Origin of the sequence: Paraeggerthella sp. Marseille-Q4926 (genome assembly GCF_916618935.1) — a bacterium.
Classification (GTDB): domain Bacteria; phylum Actinomycetota; class Coriobacteriia; order Coriobacteriales; family Eggerthellaceae; genus Paraeggerthella; species Paraeggerthella hominis.
Map to the genome: position 1 here is coordinate 154,901 of NZ_CAKAKF010000005.1, position 25,081 is coordinate 179,981.

A 25,081-nucleotide genomic window follows, 5' to 3' on the forward strand; every position below is an offset into this window, starting at 1 on the left:
GCTATGAAGAAGTTCAACACGTACCGGCTTCGCTTCCTGATCATGTTGGCCGTGGTCGCCGTTGTTGCCGTGGGGTATTTCACGGCGGGCAGCATCGGCAACCTGTGCGGCATCGGGTTCGAGTCCATTACGCTTTTGTGCCCGCTGGGCGCGCTTTTGGCTATGATCGCGGAGCGGACGGCCATCCCGATGGCCGTTGTGAGCGTGGCGGCCGTGCTTGTGGTCTGCGTTGTTCTGGGAAAGGTGTTCTGCTCGTGGGTGTGCCCGGTCCACTTCATGTCCGGCTTGCGCCGAAAGAAGGGCAAGAAGGCTTCCGGCAGGCGCGCGGCCGAAGGTGCGGCCCACCTGGACGCAGAGGCGTCGGATGCCGGAGAGGCGAGGGCCTCTGCCGAGCCCGCCCCCTTGACGGCGTCCGAGCGCAAGGCTTTGGGCGGATGCGCAACCTGCGCGTCTCCGTGCGGCAAGAGCAAGGGCATCAAGATCGATAGCCGTCACGGCATTCTGGCGGCCGCGCTGGGGTCGACGCTGATCTTCGGGTTCCCCGTGTTCTGCCTGATCTGCCCCATCGGCCTGACGTTTGCGACGGTGCTGCTGGTCATGCGCCTGTTCGCGTTTGGCGACGTCACGTGGACGGTGCTCGCGTTTCCCGCCATCATCCTCATCGAGATACTGCTGCTGCCGAAATGGTGCCAGCGCTTCTGCCCCCTAGGAGCGCTGCTTTCCCTGTTCAGCGGGTTGAATCGAACGTTTCGGCCCCAGGTGAACGCGGAAACGTGTCTGCGCGAGTCGCAGGGGAAGGCGTGCAACCTGTGCAAGAAAGCATGCCCCGAGGGCATTAACCTGCACGACGTTGCGGCGGGGGAGACGACGCTCAACGATTGCAGCAAGTGTCGGGCGTGCGCCGACGTTTGCCCCGAGCATGCCATCACGTTTCCCCTATTTTCGAAGAAGGCGGCGAAGGCGTCGATGATCGCTGGGGAAGCCGAGCCTGTTCAGGCGGATGGGCCTGCTGACAAGGCGGCCTCGTCCGAGGCGGAAGGGAGGTAGCGCCATGTCCTTGATCGACGGTTTGCTGGCGATGCTGGGCGCTATCGAAAGCGATGCGCTGGCCGTGCACGAAGAGCGGTGCATTTCGGTGCGCAACAGAAACGCGTCGTGCCTGCGGTGCGTGGAGGCTTGCACGTCGGGCGCGATAGCGTATCGCGACAACCAACTGAAGGTGGAACCCGATCGGTGCATAGGCTGCGGGACGTGCGCTACTGCGTGCCCGACCTGCGCCATCGAGATTCGCAACCCCACCGATGACGAATTGACCTCCTTGATCAAAGGGTCGATCGTGGCTACGAAGGGGCATCCGGTCATCGCGTGCGAAACCGCGCTGGCCGCTTTCGAGGCTCAAGTTGCGGCGGCTGCGCAGAAGACGCGCAAGCCGTTCGGCGCGCGCGGTCACGAAGAGCCGGCGTACGACGCGGCGTGCGTGGTGGCGTTGCCGTGCTTGGGCCGCGTGGATGAGTCGGCGCTGGTGGGGATAGCTGCTTACAAGGCGCTCGACGCCACGCTCGTGTGCGGTGATTGCGCGTCGTGCGCGCATGCGCCCGGCGGCGCGCTGGTTCGCCAGGTGGTTGATAGCGCGTGCAACATGCTGGAGGCGTTTGGGTCGAACATGCCTGTTGACCTGGTTGATCAGGTGCCGGAGCGCGTGTGCTGCGTCCAGGGGGGCGTGTCTCGCGATACGGGAGGCGTGTCGCGGCGCGATTTCCTGCGCACGGCGAAGGACGGGTCGGCACGAGCGGCGGGCGCAGCCGTGCAGCAGGAGGTTGCTGCGGTTTTGGGGGAGGATGCGAAACCGGTGCCCGTTGCCTACCGAAAGGTGAACAAGGACGGCACGCTGTCTCATTTCGTTCCCACAAGGCGCTTGCGCCTGTACAACTACCTGAAGCACATCGGCGAACCGGTGGCCGACCAGGTGGAGACGCGCGTGATCGGGGCCGTTTCGATCGACGAGGAGGCGTGCAGCGCATGCCGCATGTGCGCCGTGTTCTGCCCGACCGGGGCCATCGTGAAGATGGACGAAGGCGACGCGTTCGGCATCATCCATCGTCCGAGCGCCTGCATGCAGTGCCGCCTGTGCGAGCGTATCTGCCCCGAGCAGGCCATCAAGGTGAGCGGCCTTGTTCCCATCAGGCAGTTCATGGGCAAAGAGGCCGTGTGCTACGCGATGAAGCGTCCTTCGTGGACGCCGAACCGACCCGCGTCGATGTACGATAAGGTGCACTTCATGATCGGCGAGGATTTGGAGATGTGCATGTTCTAAGAGGTTCCGGCGGTCTGGCGGCCGTCGGAACTGCTCGACGCTGCGGGACGTTGGGATACCCAATCTTGTCCCTTTTTCGCTTACCCTCACGTGCAAAAGCACGCTCGGCCGCGAAACGGCGCAACCTTGGGCGTCCCAACGGCCCTCGCTGACTTACTGGGCCAACCTGTTTTGCTGGTCCGATGGCTGATGGAACCCCCTCGCTGACTTGCTGCGCCTACCTGGTTCTGGTGTCTGCTCGTGGGAGCCGGGTTGTCGCTGTGGGGTGGGTGATTCGACACGTTTTCTGGAAGAGATTGAGGATTCGACATGATCAAGTACACGCTGCCTGATTTCACGGTGGGGCTGGGGCTTAACCTGTTCTTCATCAGGTTGCTTGAGCAGCGCCCCGATTGGTTCCAGGACGGCGTTGCCATCGACAGCGTGTACGGATGCTTTCCCAACTGCATCATGAACGGCGGTCGCGCTTACGTGCGCGAACGTGCGTCGAAGGCACAGATGGACGAGGCGTTCTCTCTGTTGGAGGAGCGCGGCGTGAAGCCGCGGATCACGTTCACAAACATGCTTGCCGGCAGCGAGCACTTGGGCGATGCGTACTTCAACGAGATTCTTGAGGTCGGCGCGCGGCATGGAGCCGAGGCTATCGTGTACGCGGATGTCGTGGGCGATTACATTCGCGCGAACTTCGGAATGAAGCTGGTGCTGTCCACCACGCGCGCGATCGAGGATGCGAGTGCGGTGAACCGCATGCTCGATCGTTACGACTACGTGGTGCTCAACTACAATCGCCACAAAGACGCGGCTTTTCTTGCGGCTATCGAGGATGCCGCCCGGGTGGAGGTGATGGTCAACGAGTTTTGCCAGCGCAACTGCCCGCATCGTCAGGAGCATTATCTGCACAACAGCCAGGATCAGATGACGGAATCCATGCGGCCCTTCGCGTGCATCGCGCAGCGCGCTGATTTCTTCGACCATAGGCCCGGCCATCCGGTTATGTTCACCAACGACGAGGCGCGTGCGCTGCACGATGCGCACGGCATCGAGTACTTCAAAATTGTCGGGCGCGGCGTGCCGTTCGCCACGGTGTTGGAGGCCTACGCGTACTACCTGGTGCGCCCCGCGTATCGTGAAGACGTCAAGCGCCTGGTCATGCGCGCTGCGGGGTAAGGGCGGAGGCGCTACCGCGCTTGAGCTCGCAGGTTTTACGCCGCTTGTCAAAACGAGCGAGTTTTGCGGCGATTTTCCACCCCTGAGCGAGCCGTCTCTCAAATGCGTTTTACATCTCCCCAGGTCACGCAGCCGCCAGTAGCTTTTATCCTTGTTCGAGGACCAGCAAAACTCGTTTGTTTTGACAGGATGAGCGGAGCCGGTGCCGCGACGAACAAAACTGGTGCGCATCGGGGGCTCAGGAAGCCCGCTCAGCGCACGACCGGCGCACAACGAGGCGCGCGATCGACGCACAACGAGGCTCACGCGCTCGCTTCGCCCTCCAAGATCCTCGGTTGCCGCCGTTTTATCCTAGCCCCAGGATGGTTTTGTTGGTGACGCACGTGAAGGCTCGTTTTCGATGGCGTTATTTCCCCAGTTCAACGGCATCACCCCTGAGGTTTGAGGGAGTAATGCGGGGGTTCTTGAAGCGTTCAAACCTCTGCGGTGATGCGCCGCCTTTTTTGCAGCGGCTAGCATCGTTGCAGTCGAATCGGGAGTTCGGCTGCAACGATACGCGAACATCAAGGAGGGAATCATGTCGAACCTGTCACGCAGGAACTTCATTGCAGGAGGTGCCGTTGCTGCATTGGGCGGGACGCTTGCGCTTGCGGGGTGCGCGCCAACGGGGAAAAGCGGTTCGGGACAATCGGGCGCTTCGGGCGAAGGCGCCCGCGCATGGACTGGCACGGCCAACGGCAAGGGCGGCGAGCTTTCCGTGGAGGTTGTCACCGAGGGTGACGCTATCGCCCGTATCAACCTGGTGAAATCGCGCGAATCGTACGGCGTAGGAACTGCGGCGATGGACGTTTTGACCGATCTTATCATCGACAATCAAACGCTCAACGTGGACATGGTGACGGGTGCCACGGTTACCAGCATGGCGTTCATGTCGGCTGTCTCCGATGCCGTCGATGCGTCCGGTATGAAGTCGAGCGAATGGAAGAAGCGCGATCATGCCGTTCCTGCCGAGCCTTCGGATTTGGAGGAGGCCGTTGACGTGGTGGTGGTCGGCGCGGGCGGTGCAGGATACGCTGCAGCCCTTACGGCTGCCGACGCCGGCAAGAAGGTCGTCTTGCTGGAGAAGCTGGGCATCACGGGTGGCGACACTATTCTTTCGGGCGGTGCCATGGCCGTTCCCAACAACTGGTTCCAAGCTAAAGCGGGTATCCAGGACAGCGTGGAGAACATGGCTGAAGACATGATCGTCGGCGGTGATCATGTGGGCGATCCGGCTCTGGTGAACGTTATCTGCAACGGTGCGACTGAAGCCCTGGACTGGTTGATCTTCGAAGGCGGTGTGGCATGGCAGCCTTACGAGCGCTTTTTCGGCGGTCATTCGGTAGCGCGCTCTTTGATTCCCGAGGGCAACGAGGGCAGCGGCATCATCTGCAAGCTTGAAAAGCGCGCCGAGGATTTGAAGAACCTTGTGATCTGCCGTAACACGAAGGCGGAAGAGCTGATTACCGACGCATCGGGCGCGGTCGTGGGCGTGAAAGCTACGAACATTGTGACGGGCACTGCGCATCAATTCAGCTGCAAAGCGGTCGTTTTGTCGGCCGGCGGTTTCGGCTCGAACGTTGAAATGCGCATGAAGTACAACCCTGAGATGGACGAGAAGATCCTGTCGACCGACTCGGTGGGCGCAACGGGCGACTGCCACGTGATGGCTGAGAAAATCGGCGCGAACCTGATCGACATGCAGTACATCCAGACGTATCCCACGTGCGATACGCAGACGGGTGCGCTGCTCTACGTGGGCAACATGCGCCTGGAAAACCGCGCTATCTGCATCAACAAGGAAGGCGATCGGTTCGTGGAGGAGATGGAGCGCCGCGACGTCATTTCCAATGCTATCAAGAAGCAGACCGATGGCATTGGCTACATGCTGTTCAACCAGGCCGGTTTGGATGCTACCGATATCGCGACGGTGAACGCCGCAGAGTTCGATGGGCTGATGGCGCGCAACCAGTTGGTGAAGGGCGATACCATCGAAGCGGTTTGCGAGCCTCTTGGCGTTGATGCAGCCGAACTGGAAAAAACGGTTGGGAAGTGGAACGGGTACTGTAAGGATGGGAAAGATCCGGACTTTAATTACCGCGCCGCAATGCATCCTATCGAAGGCGGCCCTTACTATCTTTTGGCGTACAAGCCTTCCGTGCATTACACAATGGGCGGTCTGCATATCGACACCGACGCGCGCGTTCTGGACGACGCGGGCAATCCCATTCCCGGTTTGTTTGCTGCGGGCGAACAGGCGGGCCACAAGATGGGAACGAACCGCTTGGGATCGTGCTCGATTACGGATATCTTCGTGTTCGGTCGCATAGCCGGTGCGAATGCGGCGGCGCTCGCATAGCGAGTGATTGCTTAGAGGGTCCCTCCTTGCCCGCTCGGTGATTTGCGCCGGGCGGGCCTCTTCTTGTGTCGAAGGGCCGGTTCCTCTATGATTCCCCCATGAGAAGCGACGCGTTCAAAACAAAGAATTCAACTCCAGGGGCTTCTTCGGCGGAGGATTTTTCGATCTTTCCCAAGTTCGATCGAGGCATTATGTTCGATAGCCTGGGGCTTTCATGCTACATAGCATGGAGCTTCGTTTTTTGGAACGGCTCGATTCTGTTCGGCGATTTACGGCACGAAGTCCCTGTTGGCGAAGCTCAGATTCTGCAAAGTCTGTTGACGGCTGCGGCTGCGCTTTTACTGGTGCTGCTGGCGCGCAAAATTGCTCCTTTGCGCCGCCGACGCGTGCTGCTTGCCCTGCTCGCGGTGATTTCGAGCCTGGCTATCGTACTTGCTGCTTTTGCTGGCTTCGGCAAAGCTCCGATGGGTTGGATGCTGGTTGCGTTCGCTTTGAGCGGCGTCGGAAGCACGCTACGCTTGGGTTGGGAAGAGCGCTTGAGCATGCAAGGAGTGCACCGAACGGCCGTGTGCGCGGGGACGGCTTACCTTTTCGGTTTTCTGCTGTTCGCGTTTGTCTCTTTGCTGCCTGAATGGCCTGCGTTGGTTGCTTCTGCGCTGCTGCCGTTCGGCGCATACGTTTTGCTGATGGTCGCCGATCGAACCGGGTCTTTGAAGGGCTCCGCCGAGATGGACGTTTCGTTCGACTGCCAGGACGTTCGGAGTTTTCGGGCACGTGCGTCCTCCATCCCCTGGAAGCTGATGGCGGCCATTTCCCTAGCATTTTTCAGCTACGGCGCCACCAGGGTGAACGGCATCATGGGCGGCTTCGAGGCGGCTGCCGTGTTCCATGGCGCTTTGGCGGGTGCGCCTGCGCTGGCTTCGTTCGCGGCGATCGTGCTTGCGTACTTCTTCTATCGGAAAAACGCCATGCTGGCTTTTTATCTGGCGTTTCCCCTGATGGCGCTGGCTTCGCTGCTGCCTGCCTCGCTTGATCCGTTCGGCGGTGGCACCACGTTTTGCGTAGCGCTTGTAGGGGCGGAGCTTGTCAAGTACCTGGTGTGGTTCCTGCTTGTCGACTCCTTTTTCAAAGACGGGTTGGCGGCGTTGTTGTGCTTGGCCCTTATGCGCTTCGTGCAATGGACGGGAAGCTGCTTGGGCCAAGTTGCGGCGGACGTGCTTCCTACGCCGGAGTCCGTCTCCATTGCCGTTTTGCTGTCGCTTATGGTTGCGCTGCTGATCATCATGGGATCGCCCGCGTCGTTTAAGGGCGTTACGGTTGCCGAAGATGCCGCCAGCGTTTTGGAGCGGCGAGTTGCCCAGGTTGCCGCGCGATGCAAGCTGTCTCCGCGCGAGCAGGAGGTTCTTGCTATCTGGGCGACCGGCCATACTGGTGCGTACATAGAGAAGCGCCTGTTTATCTCGAAGAATACGGTCAAGACCCATCTCAATCATATCTACGCGAAAACGAATACGTCCAATCGCGAAGAACTATTGCAGCTTTTGGAGTCCGTCGACGTGAGATAAGCGACGAACCCGATCGGTGTCGAGGCGTGGCTGGAAAAGCGGCGACGCATCACGTGATCGGATGCTCTCTGCTTTGGTTGCGAAACTCGATTTTGCGGCCGAAGCCTCCGCTGTGTCGAATTGCCATTGATGCGAGCGGGCGCATGTCGATGACGGTTGAGCAGCGGATGGCGAGCGTTGCGCCTGGTGATCCGTCGAAGCTTGTGACGGCTTGACCTTACTTCTCCCGGTTGCTTTCTTGTTCCAGCAGGTCGATCAATTCTTGTTGCGAATGCACGTTGGCCTTGCGGTGGGGCGGAGGCTTCCGTTCTACCAGAACAGTTGCGGCTCTTTTCGTTCGAGGCACTTCGATTCCAGCATGGCTATCAGCCGGTCGGTGGGTTCGCTTGAGAAGTACTTCGCGTCCTCGGGGCAGCTTTTGACGCAGGCGCGGCAGTGAAGGCACCCGGCGTCTACGAGCGCAGGATCGTCCTCGTCGATGATACCAAGCGGGCAGCACGCGACGCATACGCCGCAATTCGTGCATGCGTCCGTGGTGATCGGGCGTACGTCGGCGCCGGGCTTGAGCTCCCGGTACGGGCGGTTGCCTTCGATGGTGGGCTCGGGCACGCTGCGCGACTGTGCCAGGCGCGCTCCCATCTGCGCGCCGAAACGCTGCGCGACGGCGATGTCGGCACTGTCGGGGCGTCCGGTTCCCACACGGGCTGTGAGCGAGTGCTCGCCGATGAACGCGCCTGCGGCCACCACGTTGAACCCCCGTTCGCTCAGCAGGTCGGCGGCTTCCAGAAGGGCGTCGTCGAAGTGGCGGTTGCCGTACAACCCTACGATCACGGCGGGCGTGCCGTGGCCTTCCAAGTGTGCGAACTCGTCGCGCAATAGCACGGGTACGCGCCCGGCGTATACGGGGAACCCGAATACAAGCACGTCGTCGGCATTGCACGAAACGTCGGTCGGGCGCTGGCGGGGCAGCGTGAGGTCCGTGGTCTCGATCGTGGCCGAGAGCGGTGCCGATAGCGCGCTTGCCACCTCTCGCACGATGGCTTTGGTAGTGTGCGTGGGACTGAAATACACGGCGCGTACGATCGATGGCATAGCGGCTCCTCTCTTTTCGGAGCTTTCGATGATACTCCTTTTCGCCTCTGCATGTGACCGGGCGCGTCTCCCGCCTTGTTCTTCGGCAAAATACGATGCTCCATCTGATGCGGTGAAATGGGGCGTAGGTATCATGGAGCTTGCACTTGATTCAAGCGATACTAGGAGGAACCGATATGGGACGAATCGTCTTGCCTGTATACACCCCGCACTATCTTCCCAATGGCAACGAGGTTGCAGTTATAGAGACTTCGCGCGGCACGATTCGCGTTGAGCTTGCCGGCAAAGACGTTCCCGTGACGACGGGCAACTTCATAGAGCTTGCGGCACGCGGATTCTATGAGAACTTGAAGTTTCACGCGCACAAACCCGGCTCTGTGGTTCTGGGCGGGTGCCCTACCACGCGAACGCTTGGTCCGGCTCAGGTGGATTCTGCAGCGCGCGGCTTGATCCGCGGCATTCATCCCGGCACCGGAGATGCTCGCTACACTATCGTCGACGAATGGGAAACGAACCCGAACAACAAGCATGTGCTAGGAAGCCTGTGCTTCGCTCATAAGTCCGAGCCGAATTCAGGTAGCTGCCAGTTCTACTTCTCGTTGTCCGAGCAGCCGGAATTCGACGATAAGTTCACCGTGTTCGGGCAGACCGTCGAAGGATTGGACGTGGTCGAGCAGCTGACCATCGGCGACATCATCAAGAGCATCGTCATCGAAGGCGCCGACGACGATGCGTTGGCAGAGGCCATCTCCCACGAAACGCCTCGGCCGAAATCGGCTCGAGAAGTGCTTGAAGAGCTGGAGCGTCGACGTGCGGAAAACGAAGCTGCCGCTCAAAGTCAAGATGTCGTCGAAGCCGACGGTCTTCCCGTGGAGGGTCAGGCGTAAATTCGCTTGAGTATTGTCGGGGCAAGCGAAGCGGCGGGGCGGGACAGGAGGATCGTCGATCTTTCCGTCCCGCCCCGCCGCTTTCTGGTTCGTCAGCCGATCTCGTAGCCTTCTACCAGGTCAATGAGTTCTTGCTGCTTGTGCACGTCGAGTTTGCGGTAGATGTTCTCGATGTGCGTGCGCGCCGTACCCTTCGCTATCTGCAGATCGCGCGCGATGATGGACAGCGTTCGTCCGTAGGCCAGCAGCACGATGACCTCGCTTTCGCGGGGCGTCAGGCCGAAGTCCTGCGCTACGGCGGCGCAGCGCGATTCCAGGCGGCCGGAAACCTCTGCTTCGGCGGATTTCTCAGCGTTGTCCGGACGCGGGCCTTCGGGCTCCCTGTCCTTGCGTCCCGAGCGCATCGTGCCGGAAAGCTGCGTGATCACGCCTTCAGGCAGCACCATGAACGCCACGATCACCAGGCACAGCGTTGCCAACATGGCCACCGCGGTGATCTGAACGCTGCCGTCGGCAACAAGCGGATTGAGAACGCCTCCCGCCAGGTTCCCCAGCGCCATGCCAACGAACATGAACGCTACGCCCAGGCCGAAAATATGCAGGGCGTTCTCGTTCTTGCGGCGCGATACGTCGGCGAACAGGATCCAGGCAAGGATGTCGAAAAACTCGTATCCTATGTTGATCAACAGGATGGACGCAGCGGCATGCGTGTCGACAAATAGCGCGATGGCTACGAAGCCCGCCACCATGATGGGCAGAGACAGTCGATAGGTGAGCGAGGGGTCGAACTTGTCCTTGAGCTTGGCCACGATTCCCAAGAACACCACGCCAACCACGATGATCGCGAATATGGCGCTGCCGCCTATGAACGCGAACGGATCGTCTTGCCGGGGCGCGGCGTCGAACAGACGACAGAGAAACGAGAACGTCATGATGGAGAACATGAGCTTGCCAACGCCCAGGCCCATCTGATGCCGTTCGCTGCTGCTGCCTGCGGTTTCGCATGGTTCGGCAGGCGCGTCGGGCGTGGGTTCTCCATGGGGCTTGCCCGCGCTTTCAACAAGGGTTCGCCAAGAGCAGCCCGTTCGGTTCGCCTCGAACATCAGAAGGCCGAACGAAAGCAGCGGAATCACGGCGAATCCGACGAAGCTGGTGTTGTCGGTGGACATGGCTGTTACCAGTGCCGTCACGATCGCTGCAGCCGGCGATGCCAACGCGGCGAATCGCGTGGGATGCCCGGCGAAGCGATCGCCCCAGAGCACTTGCAGGGGGCCTGCTCCAAGTCCGCCCGCCACGAAACCCAAAGCGATGAGCGCTTCGTTGTCGATCCAGATGGCAAGGGGGATCAACAGGCCGCTCGCCAGCAGTGCAAACGGGGTTATTCGAAACATTCCGACGCGAACGGCGCTCTCGTGCTTTCCCTGTCGGTTCACCGCGAACGAAACGATGAGCGCGCTCAAGGCTCCGAACACCAGATACATCCAGTGCAGCGAAGCGGTTGCGCCCGCAACCAAAGGTGCTCCCAGGCAGAAAATGATCCACGCGCGGCAGAGACCGAATCCGATGATGGTAACAAGGTAGTCAAGGGTAAGGGCGTCCTTCGCCGCTTCTGCGGCATCAAGGCCGCCTTCCGATTGCCGCAACGTCCGGCCGGCTTCTTGTTGCGACGGCTTCGCTGTATCGCAAGCGTCTGCGACGCGGCGATCGTCTTCGCGTTTCGTGCGGTGCGGCATATAGTCTCTCCCCGGTGGTTATCGCCACGGGCGCGGCAGTACGTCCGCGTCCCTCTCCCGTGTGCATGAGCGTGCGTGAAAATGATAGCACTCATCATACGTAATTGTACCCCGCGAGCCTATCGGATTGACAATCCGATAGGCTGCTGACCTGCAAAATCCTATTCATCATCGGAAGGCACGCGCAAAATCCGACAGCCCATCAGATGCGCGAGGGGGCCATCCCTCGGTACAGTTTGGCGAGTAAGGACGGGTGCTCAAACGGAGGGGCCCGTTCCACCGAGAAGGAGGAACAGTATGAGCAATGGCATGGAGGGCGGAGTTTCCCGTCGTTCGTTCCTGAAGGGCGCTGGCGTTGCCGCTGCCGCCGTGGCGGGTTCCGCTGCGCTGGCCGGTTGCGCTTCGGGTTCTACGGGCGCGGCAGCGGGCGACTGGATGCCCAAGAATTGGGATTACGAGTGCGATCTTCTGGTCATCGGCTACGGCGGAGCGGGCATGTGGGCTTCGCTCATCGGCGCTGACGAGTGCGGCCAGGAAGTCATCGTGCTGGAGAAGGCTCCCGAGCGCGGCGGCGGAAACAGCTCCATCAACAACGGCGAATGGACCATCGTCGAGGAGAGCGAGAAGGATCGCTTCAAGAAGTACATCAAGTCCTTCACGCACGGCAAGACCCCTGAGCCGATGATCGACGCTTGGGTCAACGAGTGCGCTCGCAACACCGAGTACGCCGACAAGTACGGCATGACCTACGAAGTGACCGAGGTTGCGCTGGCTGGCGCCATTCCCGAGTACTACTTCCTGGACGACAACGCCTACGAGGGCTCCTGCAAGCTGTCCTCCGTCGACGGCTTCGGCATGCTGTCCTTCCACGAACTCGACGCCAAGCGCGAAGAGTTGGGCGTGCAGCTGTTCTTCGACTGCCATGACGAGCGTCTCATCCAGAACCCTGAGACCAAGGAGATCGTCGGCGCGTACACGATGATCGGCAACGAGGAGAAGACGGTCAAGGCTCGCAAGGGCGTTATCCTCACGCTGGGCGGCTTCGAGTTCAACGAGGAGCTGAAGAACGAGTACCTGAAGTGCTACCCCTTCAAGTTCGAGGGTTGGCAGTACAACACCGGCGACGGCATCAAGATGGTCGAGGACGTGGGAGCGAAGCTGTGGCACATGGACATGGTCATCTCCATGTACTCCATGTGGACGCGCGACCCGGAGAACGACTTCTCCATCCTGTACTTCATGCCCGGCTTCAGCTACTTCAACGTGAACCGTCTGGGCAAGCGCTTCGTGGACGACACGGCCATGGGCTCGCCGCACAACGGCTGGCACACGCTGCTGCACTTCGACGATGCCATCGACGACTACGATCGCATCCCCACGTGGTGCATCTTCGACCAGAGCTGCTTCGACGCCGGCAAGCTGTCCACCAGCCAGGGCGACTTCTTCGAGTGCGGCAACTTCGCCTCCGACCTGCCCGATTCCGTGCGCGCATGGGACGGCTGGAGCCAGGACAACAAGGCCGAGGTGGAAAAGGGCTGGATCATCAAGGCCGACACCATCGAGGAGCTTGGCAAGAAGATCAAGGAATTCGACCACTGGATGGATGTCGATACCCTGAAGGCCACGTTCGAGGAGTACCAGGGCTTCTGCGCGGCCGGCAAGGATGCGCGCTTCGATCGCGCGGCGAAGAGCCTCGTGGCCCTGGACGGCGGCCCGTATTACGCCATCTCGGTGTACCCCGGCTCCTGCTCCACGCTGGGCGGCCCCATGAAGAACGAGCATGCCCAGGTGCTGGATCCGCAGCGCAACCCCATCCCGCGTCTGTACGCGGCGGGCTGCTTCGGCAACTTCCAGGCGCACAGCTACGGCATCACCGGCGGCAACAACGCCGAGAACCAGGTGTGGGGCCGTATCTCCGCTCGCCATGCTGCTGGTTTGGACGCATGGGACGCGAAGTAGCATTCCTGTAGCAATCGCGCGGGCGCCGTCCTCCCCGGATGCGCCCGCCGGTTCTTGGTTCGGCCCTGCCGCTTTGCGCGGCGGGGCTGGATGAACGACCGCTCCCTTCGAGGAGCTTTCAAGACGAGATAGGAGTAACGCATGACCGTGCAAGCACACACCGCCGACAAGCGTCTTGTCGTGCTCGCCGTCCTCGGCGTCGTCCTCGCGCTGGCGGCCGCTATGTGGTCGCTGGCCGGCTGCGCGCCGCAGGAGGCTTCGCAGGCCCCCGCGCAATCCGAGGACAAGGACTCCGGCGCGACGGCTATGGACGGACAGCCCGTCAACTGGACCATGGAGTCCGACTGCTCTATGTGCCATACGGCTGAGGCCGAGTCCGCTACCGATGCCGCTTGCCCGCAGGGCGCGGCGCACGGGGCTCAGAACGTGACCTGCGTTCAGTGCCATACCGAGCAGGACGTTCTGAAGACCGAGCATGCCGACGTGAAGTTCGGCGACAAGACGTCCACGAAGGCGACCGTCGTTACGGTCGACCCCGCTACGTGCGAGTCGTGCCACGGCACGATGGCCGATGTTGCGGCTAAGACCGCCGATTCCAAGGCATTGACCGACGATAAGGGTACCACCGTGAATCCTCACGATATTCCCGCTGGTCAGAAGCATGACGCGAATCCGCCGACGTGCACGAGCTGCCACAACAACCATTCGAAGGCGCTCGAAAAGGACGCAATGAAGTATTGCGCTCAGTGTCACCATCGCGGCACGTTCGAGTGCGGCACCTGCCACGAGCTGCGCGAGTAGCCGGCGGGGAAGCAACCAAGCATATCCGCTTGTGGACGGCAACCCTCCCTCCCCGTCGCCCACAAGATAGTCGAAGACCCGGCCTCCTCCCTCGGCCGGGTCTTTCGCGTTGCGCAGGGTTGCTATACTGGTTGGAACAACGACGAAGGGACGGCCATGCCGGTGTTTCAATACGGGGAAGAAGAAACGGCGTACCTAGCCGCGCGCGACCCGCGGATGGCCGAGGTCATCGCGGCGGTCGGGCATATCGAGCGCGAGGTTCACCCGGACTTGTTCGCCGCTCTTGTGAACAGCATCGTGGGGCAGCAGATATCGACCAAGGCGCAGGAAACCGTTTGGAACCGCATGTTAGATGCCTTTGGTACGGTGTCTCCGGAGATCATTGCCTTGCGCTCGGAAGACGAGTTGCAGTCGGTAGGGATCACGTATCGCAAGGCCGGCTACATCAAGAGCGCCGCCGAGCGCGTGCTGGCTGGCGAGATCGATCTGGAAGAGCTGCACGGCCTGCCTGACGACGAGGTGTGCCGGCGGCTTTCGGAGCTTCCCGGCATCGGCGTGTGGACGGCGGAGATGCTCATGCTGTTTTCCATGCAGCGCCCCGACATCATGAGCTACGGCGATCTGGCCATTCAGCGCGGTCTGCGCATGGTGCACCACCATCGCCGCATCACGCCTCAGCTGTTCGCGAGGTATCGGCGTCGGTATTCTCCGTACGGAAGCGTGGCCAGCTTGTATTTATGGGCCGTAGCCGGAGGCGCGGTTCCCGGTTTGCGCGATTGGGCTCCGAAGGGGAAGAAGGGGTAGCGAGCCGGGCCTTTCTGTTCCATGCGCCCTTCGGTTCGGGTGCCGATGGCGAGCCGGTTTGCGACTTTCCGTCGACTTTGGCTTGGCGGTGAGCCTTGTTTTTCGATCCTGTTGACATCTCTTTTTCTTGGATTGCAAATTATGCTTGCTATCAGGCGCAACACGCTTCTATAATGGCGCGGGGTCACGTGATTTCAAGGGGATGTTTTCGGGTTTTAGCAACGGGGGAGGGCGCATGAAAAGGCGGTCGCTATCGAAAGGCCAAGCGTTTCGCGGGTTCTTCGTTGCCACGGCGGCGTTCTTCGCGGTATTCGCCTCCACGGCTGTTCCCATTCCCCTGTACGCGACGTACCAGACGACCATTGGCTTGACGAATACCGAGATCTCGTTCACGATGCTCGCTTATTTGGGCGGCGTCATTTTGACGCTTTTGCTGGCGGGTCGTTTGTCTGACGCGCTTGGCCGCAAAGCTACGACATTCGTTGCACTGCTGTTGGCGGTGGCTGGCTGCACGTTGTTCCTGTTCGCCGCCGATGCCGGCGCTATTTTGACCGCGCGGTTCGTGCAAGGAGTTGCCGGCGGTTTGGCTATGAGCGCCGTTTCCGCGCTTATCGTCGATTGCATTTCCGATTACCGGATGGGCTGGGGTTCGGCTATGGCCAGTTGCGGATCGATGGTGGGCATCATGCTGGGTTCGCTTGGCGTGGGGTTTCTCTATGGCGCCACGACCAGCACCGATATTGTGTACGGGGCAATGATCGCCGTTTTGGCGTTGATCGCTTTGCTTTTGCCGCTGGTTCCCGAGCCGCTCGAGAAGCGGGTTTCGTGGCGGGCGGCAACGAAAGTGCACGTGCTGGTTCCCCGCTCGGCTCGGATGCTGTTCTTGATTTCCGGGTGCGTCTACATTGCCACTTGGAGCGTAGGGACCTTCTTCCAGTCGTTTTCCGCTCCGCTCTCCGTGGAGTGCTTTGCCGCCGATTCGACCCTGACCGCCTCCCTTGTGTTGGCATGCGCTATGGCTCCGAGCGCGTTGGGCGGCCCGCTGACGGCGCGGTTGGCCCCTATGACCGCCTTGAAAGCGGGTGTGCTGCTGTTCGCCGTCTCCACTGTTTTGCTGGCGCTTCTTCTGGCGGCTGGATTCCAGGCGGCGTTTCTGCTGGCGGCGGTGGCGTTTAGCCTGTCCATGGGGATATGCGTGTCCACAACGTTGCGCATGTTGCTGCTGGCGGTGGATGTTTCCGAGACGTCGGCCATTATCTCGTCCATCAATTTGACCGCGTATGCGGGCACGTCTGCGCTGAGCATCGTCATGGGCGTGCTGGTGGGCATGTGCTCCTTTTCGGATATCCTGGCTTTCCTAGCCGTTATGACCGTTGTCGTGGCGGGCGTGGTCTTCGCTTACGACAGAAAGCCTGCCAAGGCCCGCTAGCGGTCGACTTCGTCCGAACCCCCCATTACAGTAGAAACCAGCCTGATCGAGCCATGTTCAAGGGGCTTGGCGGCCCCGGTTGGATTAGCGACCCAGCCAGTCCTTAATCTAATATTGACTTGGCCCTCTGGGCTGCTGGCCGGCCGCCTCCGGATGGCCCTAGTCCCCTGCCTCTCGCGAAGGCCCGGGGGGTGTTGCCACCGGAGGTCGGCCGCCGCGATTCCGGCTGATAGGAACCTGCCGGGCGCATCGCGCGCCACGGCCGAGTAATGTGGTTGCCGAGACGCGGCGAACGGTGCGGCCAGCCGTGTAGAAAGGGTAACACCATGGCCGAGAAGAACGCAACGCTCACGAGCAAGCACGCCGCCTACCTGGGGCTCGACGTCGGAAAGTTCGCCCACTGGGCGTATGCGGTCGACCTCGACGGAGAGGTCCTGCTGAGCAGGCGCGTCGCCAACTCCGAGGGGGAGCTCGACGCGCTGCTGGCCGAGCTTCCCGCAGACACGCTCGTGGTAGTCGACCAGCGCCGCAACATCGGCGCGCTCGCAATCAAGCGCGCGAGGGCGGCGGGAAGGCCCGTCGCCTACCTGCCGGGATCCGCCGAGCACGAGCTCGCCAAGAGCTTCCCCGGGATCGCCAAAACCGACGAGCGGGACGCGCAGGTCATAGCGCGCGCGGCTCTGGGCATGCCCCAGACGCTCCGCCCGGTGCCGGCCGAGGACCCGGCGCTCGACGGCGCCAGGATAATGTCTGCCCAGGTGGCGCAGGTGCAGAAGGACCGCACTGCGTGCGCCAACGCCCTGCACTCGCGCCTGCTCGAGTCGTGCCCGGCATTCGAGGCGGCATGCGAGATGACCGAGCCGTGGTGCGCCGGCATGCTCGCCGAGCTGGGAGGGCCCTGGAACATGCTCGACGCCGGGCGCAAGAGGTTCTGCGCGGCGTCCCGCAAGCACCGCGCCACCCGCGAGCAGCGAGACCGCCTCTGGAACTCGATCTGCGGCGAACGCCCGTCGGAGCAGGCCGTGGCCGCCGAGATGCGCTACGTCAAGCATTTCGCGGGCCGCATCGTGGCAGACAACGAGGCCGAGTCCGAGCTCGAGGACGCGATAGCGGAATCGCTGTCCGACAACGCCGACTTCAAGAACCTGCAGACAATCCCCGGCATCGGGCCGAGGACGGCCATGCAGCTGGTGGTCTCCATCGACATCTCCGAGTTCGGCAGCCACGACAAGCTGGCCAGCTATTGCGGGCTGGCGCCTTCCACCCAGCAATCCGGAACCTCCACCAACTACGACAGGGGGCACCGCGGCGGAAACAAGCCGCTCAAGAACCTGCTGATCTTCTCGTGCAACTCCCTGACCAGGTCGAAGGGCTACTACGGGGAGTATCTAAGGAAATGCCGGGCCAGGGGCATGAAGTACAAGTGCGCGCTCAAGGCCACGGCGAGAAAGAGGATGAAGGTCATCTACGCGGTCATGCGCGACGGGGTGCCGTACTCCGCGTAGCAAGCTCGGGCGCAGGTCGCCGACAACCGCCTCCGCCTTGAAGCCGGGGCGGCGCGTCACCATGCCCGCAGATGGATTCGTCATTGCGGAAATCCCGCCAAATACCTACTTGACGGATTCATAGGAACACCCCCCCCCCTTTTTTTTTGCCTTCAATGCGTGTTCGCCTTGCCTTACTTTCGGCTATTTTATGCGGTCTGCCTGGGGTAATGCTTTGGTTTCTTAATTGTTGATTTGCGCTATTTTTGCTAGGATGCGCCTCAACATCGCGCAGGACGTTGCAGAAAACGCTGTGCTTGCCGCATGCGAGGGCTGCGCTGCTTCGGATCTCGCACGCTCCCTTCGCGCTTGCTGCGCGTCTTGCGAATTCGGAATGTGCGATGTTGCTCGGCCGAATAAGCGGCCGGTTGAATCGAAGGAGTCGGCAACGATGGCGTTGAAGAAGGTTTTCTGCATGCTTGCGGCGGCTGTGGTCGCGTCCTTTGCGTGGACGGCGATCTTCGGTGCTGTTTCCGCGCAAGCTGACGAATGGAACGACGAAGAGACGCAGACCTCGACCTTGTACTTTGCCTGCGTCATGGCGCAGGGAGCCCAACCTGCTTTGGTTGACCCGGGGAACATGGCTTTGGGCGTGGAGGGCACGCTGTACGATGACGCCGGGGCAGTGGTGGCGGTGGCGTCGTCGTCGGACAACGGGTACCTGGTGTTCAAGGGCCTGGCATGGAACGGCACGTACACGTTCAAGGTGACGGGCATGCCTGACGGCATGTTTCCCGTGCGGCATCAGTACAAGGCGGGATCGGACGAATACCTGATCACGGTCACGTCGCAGGGGTGGGTTCTGGTTGACGGGAAAAGCGGAAACGCTGCGGCTCCGACTCCGTCCTTTCCCGGCGTGAACCATCTTGGGGGCAAAACCCCGTTCAAGCTGTATTTTGATCGGCTCCCCTCTGTTTCCAAGACGGTGAACGGTGTCGATCGTATCGAATCCGAACCTGGCGATGAGCTTGTATTCGAGGTTTCCTCGACGTTGGGGTCGGCGGTGGGGTATACGTTCAGCTTCCTGCCGGCTGCTGATCTGCGCATTGCCTACGATTCGGTTGTGTTGGGCGATTTGGTTGATCCTATGCTGCAGGTTGAGCGCGTGGAGTGCTTTCTGGACGGGGATCTTCTTGCGCCTGAGGAGTGCGCTATCGTTCAGGAGGACCGCGGTGACAAGGGGACGTTCGTCTCTGCGGCGCTGACGCGCGAAAAGCTCGCGCAGCTTGTCGTGAACTATCCGGAAGCCGCTTCGTCTCATGAGGTTGTGCTGAAGGTTTCCGCCGTTTTGAAAGAGGAGGCTCGGCACCCGATCGAAAACGAGGGGACGTTCACGATAAACGGGTACGGCGCGCATAGCAACGTGGTTGTTGTGGTGCCGTCGACGATCGATGTTCCCGCGCGCAAGGTATGGGAGGGCGTGTCGGACGACTTTCCGGCTGTTGCGTTTCAGCTGTTGAGAAACGGCGAGCCTTACGGCGCGCCCGTTGTGCTCGACGGGATGGAGGACGAGTTCGAGCTTGCTCCCTGGCAAACGGCGTGGAGGAATCTTCCCAAGGCCGATATGCAGGGGCGCCCGTTTTCGTATACGGTGAGCGAAGCGTTCGTGGATCCGTCGGTTGCCGCTTTGTTCGAGGTGGACTATGCGTACGGCACGGATGCGGATCCTTCGATCGTGGTGACGAACAGGGCGCTTCCGGTGGTTCCGGGCGAGCCGGACGATCCTGAGCCCGGACCGGAGCCGGAGCCCGGCCCTGATCCCGATCCGGAGCCTGGTCCCGATCCGAAGCCCACGCCCAAGCCCGATGCTCCAAGCGGCGAGACTCCGCGCCCCCTGCCCCAAAACCCGCAGGCCAAGGCAATTCCGAAGACAGGCGACGGCTTTGCGTACGCGGATGCTGCCGCGCTTGTGGCGCTGTCCGGGGCGGTTGCGACGTGCGCTTTCTTCAGGCGGCGGCACGGCGAATCGTAAGCCGAGCTTCGCTGTGCAGGCGCCAGACGCTTGCTGGCGTTTGGGCTCGGATTCGCGTTTGGCGAGTTCGGGCCCTTTGGCTTGGGGTTGAGAAGCGCAAGTAAAAAGGCCAGACGATTGTCTGGCCTTTTTGCAGTCACCTAGCAAACCCATTCTGCGACTGTTTGTGGGAAAGGATTGAGAATAGGGGTGTTTCTGCAACCGGCGTTACTTCGCATTGAAGCAGCTTTCTTGGTGTCGTAACGCTTTTTATGTTCGAGTTCGTAGTGCGAGCACAATGCCCAGGACCGTTCCATACATTATGCCCGAACTAAGGATTCGAGTGCTACAATTCTAGCATCACTGATGGAGCGGCATCGATTTGCTCCAATGATAAAAAGGGGGCTAGCTGGAAGATGTGGAAGGGCGTAAAGAAAATATCTGCGTCGGCAATGGCAGCTATTTTGGTTGCCATGTCGGTTCCGATGGCAGCATTCGCTGACTCGGCGAGCGACGATACATCGGGGGGTGTTCCTATGAATCCGTCAAGTAGGTATTTGGCGGGATTTCCGCAATGACGAATCCATCTGCGGGCATGGTGACGCGCCGCCCCGGCTTCAAGGCGGAGGCGGTTGTCGGCGACCTGCGCCCGAGCTTGCTACGCGGAGTACGGCACCCCGTCGCGCATGACCGCGTAGATGACCTTCATCCTCTTTCTCGCCGTGGCCTTGAGCGCGCACTTGTACTTCATGCCCCTGGCCCGGCATTTCCTTAGATACTCCCCGTAGTAGCCCTTCGACCTGGTCAGGGAGTTGCACGAGAAGATCAGCAGGTTCTTGAGCGGCTTGTTTCCGCCGCGGTGCCCCCTGTCGTAGTTGGTGGAGGTTCCGGATTGCTGGGTGGAAGGCGCCAGCCCGCAATAGCTGGCCAGCTTGTCGTGGCTGCCGAACTCGGAGATGTCGATGGAGACCACCAGCTGCATGGCCGTCCTCGGCCCGATGCCGGGGATTGTCTGCAGGTTCTTGAAGTCGGCGTTGTCGGACAGCGATTCCGCTATCGCGTCCTCGAGCTCGGACTCGGCCTCGTTGTCTGCCACGATGCGGCCCGCGAAATGCTTGACGTAGCGCATCTCGGCGGCCACGGCCTGCTCCGACGGGCGTTCGCCGCAGATCGAGTTCCAGAGGCGGTCTCGCTGCTCGCGGGTGGCGCGGTGCTTGCGGGACGCCGCGCAGAACCTCTTGCGCCCGGCGTCGAGCATGTTCCAGGGCCCTCCCAGCTCGGCGAGCATGCCGGCGCACCACGGCTCGGTCATCTCGCATGCCGCCTCGAATGCCGGGCACGACTCGAGCAGGCGCGAGTGCAGGGCGTTGGCGCACGCAGTGCGGTCCTTCTGCACCTGCGCCACCTGGGCAGACATTATCCTGGCGCCGTCGAGCGCCGGGTCCTCGGCCGGCACCGGGCGGAGCGTCTGGGGCATGCCCAGAGCCGCGCGCGCTATGACCTGCGCGTCCCGCTCGTCGGTTTTGGCGATCCCGGGGAAGCTCTTGGCGAGCTCGTGCTCGGCGGATCCCGGCAGGTAGGCGACGGGCCTTCCCGCCGCCCTCGCGCGCTTGATTGCGAGCGCGCCGATGTTGCGGCGCTGGTCGACTACCACGAGCGTGTCTGCGGGAAGCTCGGCCAGCAGCGCGTCGAGCTCCCCCTCGGAGTTGGCGACGCGCCTGCTCAGCAGGACCTCTCCGTCGAGGTCGACCGCATACGCCCAGTGGGCGAACTTTCCGACGTCGAGCCCCAGGTAGGCGGCGTGCTTGCTCGTGAGCGTTGCGTTCTTCTCGGCCATGGTGTTACCCTTTCTACACGGCTGGCCGCACCGTTCGCCGCGTCTCGGCAACCACATTACTCGGCCGTGGCGCGCGATGCGCCCGGCAGGTTCCTATCAGCCGGAATCGCGGCGGCCGACCTCCGGTGGCAACACCCCCCGGGCCTTCGCGAGAGGCAGGGGACTAGGGCCATCCGGAGGCGGCCGGCCAGCAGCCCAGAGGGCCAAGTCAATATTAGATTAAGGACTGGCTGGGTCGCTAATCCAACCGGGGCCGCCAAGCCCCTTGAACATGGCTCGATCAGGCTGGTTTCTACTGTAATGGGGGCTCTCCTCGAGGCAATTGATCAGGGATCCCCAGGTTCGGTAGAGCCTGAAGATCTCGTCTCGGATTCGTCAGCCGAGCATAAAGAAGCTTCTGACGAGGTGGCAAGGATCGCGGCCGAGGAGCCGCGCAACGCAGCTGCAACGACGTTGGATCCGCTCTCGCAGGTGTCCGCCGCTCGAGGTACTGTGTATGAAATTGCCAGCGGCAATGATGTCGCATCTGCTGTGGCAGCTATCGAAGCCTCGGATTCCGCCGAGGCGACTATCAAATTCACCGCAAACAACATTGACGTGAACGGATTTGCCGGCATTGCGGGCAAGCGGGTTGTGCTGTGCAGCACTGAAGGGCATAAGTTCACGCTCGACAAGATGGGCACCGAGCTCGTCGGCGACCTTGTTCTCGACAACGTACGCTGCTGGGGCGACTATTCCAAAGTGTTTGCGAACGGGCATTCGCTCGAGACTACGATCAATTTCGAGGCTGCAGGCAACACGATATTGCGATTGTTCGGCGGCGGCAGCGCAGGCAACGACGTGGCAGGCGATACGAATCTCGTCTTGCGCGGCGGTAGGTATACGGACGTGTACGGCGGCGGCATGGACAGCAATGTGAGCGGCAGTACATCCGTGACGATTGACGGCCCGTTTGTTCATGCGGGCGGTCTGTACGGCGGCGGTCATGCGCATGCTACCGACAAGGGCCGGGTTGGCGGAGATGCCACGGTAGCGGTGCGGCAGGGAACGAATGGCATGTTGTTCGGCGGCGGGCAAAACGAGTATTCTGTTGACAGCCGCGAGCCGGCTAGCGTTGCGGGTAGCGTGCGCGTCACGCTTGGCTACCCAGGTGCTCCTGCAGGCAGCGTGAACACGGGAATCGCTATGTACACCTACGGTGGATCGTGGCACTCTACGGTGGGCAACGTTGTGCTCGAGCTGCTGGACGGCAGCACGAACGCATCTACGGGCGGTGATCGAAATTACTTTGGTTGCGGATACCGAGATACGGTACGGGGCACCGTCAAGGTCATCGTCGACGGATCCGATCTGCGCTCCGACGGGCATGTGTACGGCGGCGGCAATACGGATAGTAATATGACCGCTGATTACGGGTCGGTGTGCATTCTGAACGAGAACAACGAACCGCATGCGCTTGAGATGACCTACAATTCTGCGTCCGACAACACGGACGGCGGCATGCAGGCGGGAAGCAGCGGTAGCATTCCAACCGAAATTAAAGGAGACGCGCTTCTTCGCATGGCGGGCGGAAACATTGCCTTTGCGATTCTCGACAACGGGGACGCTGGCGCCTGCGCTATTGCGGGCGAGGCGACGATACGGGTCACCGGCGGTCGTATCGCGCAGATCCAGGGAAACAAAAACGATGTTGGCAACAGTCACCTCGTTTACGATGGGTGCGGCTCAGCTGACGCTCCGCAAGAGAGCGGCTATGTGTATAGGTTCAAAGATGTGGCACTCGTGAACGCCGCGAACGTCCGTATCGACAGCGATGCATTCTTCCAGTTCTCAGGCATCCAAAGCCCGTTTTATTCAAAGCCCGATCTCTCAATCGGCGGCGCGAGCATGCTAACTACGCGCGATAGCGACACGCAGGTGTCGAAGGTGTCGGCAGACGACAGCACCTGGCACGCGCTTGGGAAAGTGTACGTCTACGAGGATTTGACGAGCAAGAACGGCCATTATTTCTGGGACAAGTACTTTGCCGTAGGGCAAGGGCATAAAAGCGACCCGGATCCTGCGCTATTCGATGCGTATCGAGGCGAGGGAGACGAGTTCGTGGGGTTGAAGGAAGGCACGTTTGTTAGTCGGTTCTACGGCAACGTCTCTCTTTCAGACTGCGATGTTGCGTTCATGGGCCCTGTAAACGTCTCGGGTAACTTTTCGGGCGGAAATTCCTTGCTGCGCCTTCCTGTTGCTACGGGCAGCAACTACACGGGCGGCGATGACTCTCCTGCCATCCCGCTCAATGTAGACGGCATTGCGACGGGTTCGCTTAGCGTACTTGCTGTTAACGCGAGCGATCGCCTGATTCCTTCGGCTCCCGCCCTCGGTGACAACTACGTTACCGGTTGGAAGGCGGATGGCGCTTCGGACGAAGCGTTTGTGCTGGCGAACGACGACGAGGCGACTATTGCGGCCGGTCTGTATCTCAAGCGCGTTGAGGATCCGGGCGTGAACGACGGTAGCTACTATATGTGGCAGGTGGCGAAAAAGCCCTCGTACCGCGTGACCTACGAGTTCGTCAGCGGCACGAAGGACAAGGGGCTCCCGCAGGAGGTGACCGACCTGCTCCCGATCGACCCCGCCTCGTACGCGCACGGCTCCACCGTCGCGGCCATCCGGCCGGCCGAGACGGAGGTCCGCACGGACGACGGCGTGTGGGCGTTCAAGGGCTACGACGCCGACTCGAAGGTGGCCGCCGGCGCGGTGGGCTTCACGGGCACGTGGGTCTTTAATCCCAACGCCAGCGTCCTGAACCGCGTCCCGGCCATATCCGCCTCCGACAGGGTGATCGCCGTGGGCGACGCCTTCGACCCGCTGGAGGACGTGAGCGCCCGCGACGAGGAGGACGGCGACCTCACGGACAAGGTCGAGGTGCTGAGCAGCACCGTGGACGCCTCCAAGCCCGGCGTGTACGAGGTGGTCTACAAGGTGGCGGACGGCGACGGCGCCTCGGCGGTTAAAACAATCAAGGTTACTGTGCAGGCTCGCATGCAGGAGCTGCCCGGGAATTCGGATGGCGACTCGAACGCGGGTTCGCAGACGCCTGGGAATAAGTTGGTCAAGACCGGTGACGCATGGGCTTTAGGAGCCAGCGCCCTTGTCGGTGCAGTTGTTCTTGCCGGCGCCGTCCTTTTGAGCGCACGCCGTCTCATGAAGAACGAATCGGGACGCATTAAATAGCAAGTAGTGCGGAAAGGAAGGAAAAGAAAAGAAACGAGTCGCGGCGAGGAAACCCTGCTCCGTTATGCTCGAGCGTAAGGCGTGTGCTCTTGCATACCCGGAAAACGCTACGAGCGTCTAGACAGGGTCTCCCTGCCTCTCGTATCGAGGTTTGGGAAAGAGCTTAGGTTTGAGCTGCGATCGGGTGCGACGTGCGCGCATGCTGCTGCAGGAGGAGGGGCTATCGGGATGGGCCCCGGTTCTTGCGAAGTGGCATCCAGGTTGAGAATGAGCATCGGGCAACTCCGCTGAGACGGCAGGAGGTTCTTGCGCCACGCTCCCGGTGGCTTTCCGACGACCTCGTCCGGTATCCCATGCATCGTGTTTTGGCGG

General features: G+C 61.4%; 17 protein-coding genes. 13 read left to right on the forward strand and 4 right to left on the reverse strand.

Features of this window, described 5'->3' with window-relative positions; genetic code table 11:
- Positions 1-3: 3 nt before the first annotated feature.
- The 5 genes from LG373_RS11550 to LG373_RS11570 all read left to right on the forward strand — a co-directional run bounded on the left by LG373_RS11550 (position 4) and on the right by LG373_RS11570 (position 7,444).
- Positions 4-1,047: a 4Fe-4S binding protein gene (locus LG373_RS11550; RefSeq protein ID WP_216528739.1), complete on the forward strand. Its 1,044-nt coding sequence runs from the start codon at positions 4-6 to the stop codon at positions 1,045-1,047.
- 4 nt (positions 1,048-1,051) lie between these two features.
- Positions 1,052-2,314 carry a 4Fe-4S binding protein gene (locus tag LG373_RS11555; RefSeq protein WP_216528740.1) on the forward strand — a complete coding sequence of 421 codons (1,263 nt, stop codon included), beginning with the start codon at positions 1,052-1,054 and terminating at the stop codon, positions 2,312-2,314.
- A gap of 309 nt (positions 2,315-2,623) precedes the next feature.
- Positions 2,624-3,481, forward strand: a complete 858-nt coding sequence (locus LG373_RS11560) for a hypothetical protein (protein WP_216528741.1) — start codon at positions 2,624-2,626, stop codon at positions 3,479-3,481.
- A 577-nt stretch (positions 3,482-4,058) separates the two neighbouring features.
- Complete coding sequence (locus tag LG373_RS11565) at positions 4,059-5,879, forward strand: flavocytochrome c (RefSeq protein WP_225749842.1); 1,821 nt, start codon at positions 4,059-4,061, stop codon at positions 5,877-5,879.
- A 191-nt stretch (positions 5,880-6,070) separates the two neighbouring features.
- The gene (locus LG373_RS11570) at positions 6,071-7,444 is read left to right on the forward strand and encodes a helix-turn-helix transcriptional regulator (protein ID WP_225749843.1); all 1,374 of its coding nucleotides are present in this window, start codon (positions 6,071-6,073) and stop codon (positions 7,442-7,444) included.
- Positions 7,445-7,753: 309 nt separating this feature from the next.
- Here the strand turns inward: LG373_RS11570 and LG373_RS11575 are convergent, their stop codons facing one another.
- On the reverse strand, positions 7,754-8,536 hold the full coding sequence (locus LG373_RS11575) for a 4Fe-4S ferredoxin (RefSeq protein ID WP_225749844.1): 783 nt from the start codon (positions 8,534-8,536) through the stop codon (positions 7,754-7,756).
- A 176-nt stretch (positions 8,537-8,712) separates the two neighbouring features.
- Between LG373_RS11575 and LG373_RS11580 the strand changes: the two genes are divergently transcribed.
- Positions 8,713-9,423, forward strand: a complete 711-nt coding sequence (locus LG373_RS11580) for a peptidylprolyl isomerase (RefSeq protein ID WP_114566214.1) — start codon at positions 8,713-8,715, stop codon at positions 9,421-9,423.
- 92 nt (positions 9,424-9,515) lie between these two features.
- Here LG373_RS11580 and LG373_RS11585 read toward each other — a convergent pair whose 3' ends face one another.
- Positions 9,516-11,066 carry a LuxR C-terminal-related transcriptional regulator gene (locus tag LG373_RS11585; protein ID WP_225749845.1) on the reverse strand — a complete coding sequence of 517 codons (1,551 nt, stop codon included), beginning with the start codon at positions 11,064-11,066 and terminating at the stop codon, positions 9,516-9,518.
- A 387-nt stretch (positions 11,067-11,453) separates the two neighbouring features.
- Here LG373_RS11585 and LG373_RS11590 point away from each other — a divergent pair, with 387 nt between their 5' ends.
- The 6 genes from LG373_RS11590 to LG373_RS11615 all read left to right on the forward strand — a co-directional run bounded on the left by LG373_RS11590 (position 11,454) and on the right by LG373_RS11615 (position 19,665).
- On the forward strand, positions 11,454-13,115 hold the full coding sequence (locus tag LG373_RS11590) for an FAD-binding protein (protein WP_216528753.1): 1,662 nt from the start codon (positions 11,454-11,456) through the stop codon (positions 13,113-13,115).
- 141 nt (positions 13,116-13,256) lie between these two features.
- On the forward strand, positions 13,257-13,916 hold the full coding sequence (locus LG373_RS11595; protein WP_114566217.1) for a cytochrome c3 family protein: 660 nt from the start codon (positions 13,257-13,259) through the stop codon (positions 13,914-13,916).
- Between the two features lie 156 nt (positions 13,917-14,072).
- Positions 14,073-14,720: a DNA-3-methyladenine glycosylase gene (locus LG373_RS11600; RefSeq protein ID WP_114566218.1), complete on the forward strand. Its 648-nt coding sequence runs from the start codon at positions 14,073-14,075 to the stop codon at positions 14,718-14,720.
- Between the two features lie 235 nt (positions 14,721-14,955).
- A complete protein-coding gene (locus tag LG373_RS11605; protein WP_216528754.1) occupies positions 14,956-16,149 on the forward strand; it encodes an MFS transporter in 1,194 nt (397 codons plus the stop codon).
- 326 nt (positions 16,150-16,475) lie between these two features.
- Positions 16,476-17,654, forward strand: coding sequence for an IS110 family transposase (locus tag LG373_RS11610; RefSeq protein ID WP_225749082.1), 1,179 nt, complete (start codon positions 16,476-16,478; stop codon positions 17,652-17,654).
- A gap of 430 nt (positions 17,655-18,084) precedes the next feature.
- The gene (locus LG373_RS11615; RefSeq protein WP_225749846.1) at positions 18,085-19,665 is read left to right on the forward strand and encodes a Cna B-type domain-containing protein; all 1,581 of its coding nucleotides are present in this window, start codon (positions 18,085-18,087) and stop codon (positions 19,663-19,665) included.
- A 325-nt stretch (positions 19,666-19,990) separates the two neighbouring features.
- Here the strand turns inward: LG373_RS11615 and LG373_RS12275 are convergent, their stop codons facing one another.
- Positions 19,991-20,119 (reverse strand): hypothetical protein, encoded by a 129-nt coding sequence (locus LG373_RS12275; RefSeq protein WP_255616301.1) that lies wholly within the window; start codon positions 20,117-20,119, stop codon positions 19,991-19,993.
- Between the two features lie 183 nt (positions 20,120-20,302).
- Positions 20,303-21,481: an IS110 family transposase gene (locus LG373_RS11620; protein WP_225749082.1), complete on the reverse strand. Its 1,179-nt coding sequence runs from the start codon at positions 21,479-21,481 to the stop codon at positions 20,303-20,305.
- Between the two features lie 405 nt (positions 21,482-21,886).
- Here LG373_RS11620 and LG373_RS11625 point away from each other — a divergent pair, with 405 nt between their 5' ends.
- Positions 21,887-24,709: an SHIRT domain-containing protein gene (locus LG373_RS11625; RefSeq protein ID WP_225749847.1), complete on the forward strand. Its 2,823-nt coding sequence runs from the start codon at positions 21,887-21,889 to the stop codon at positions 24,707-24,709.
- The last annotated feature ends 372 nt before the right edge of the window (positions 24,710-25,081 follow it).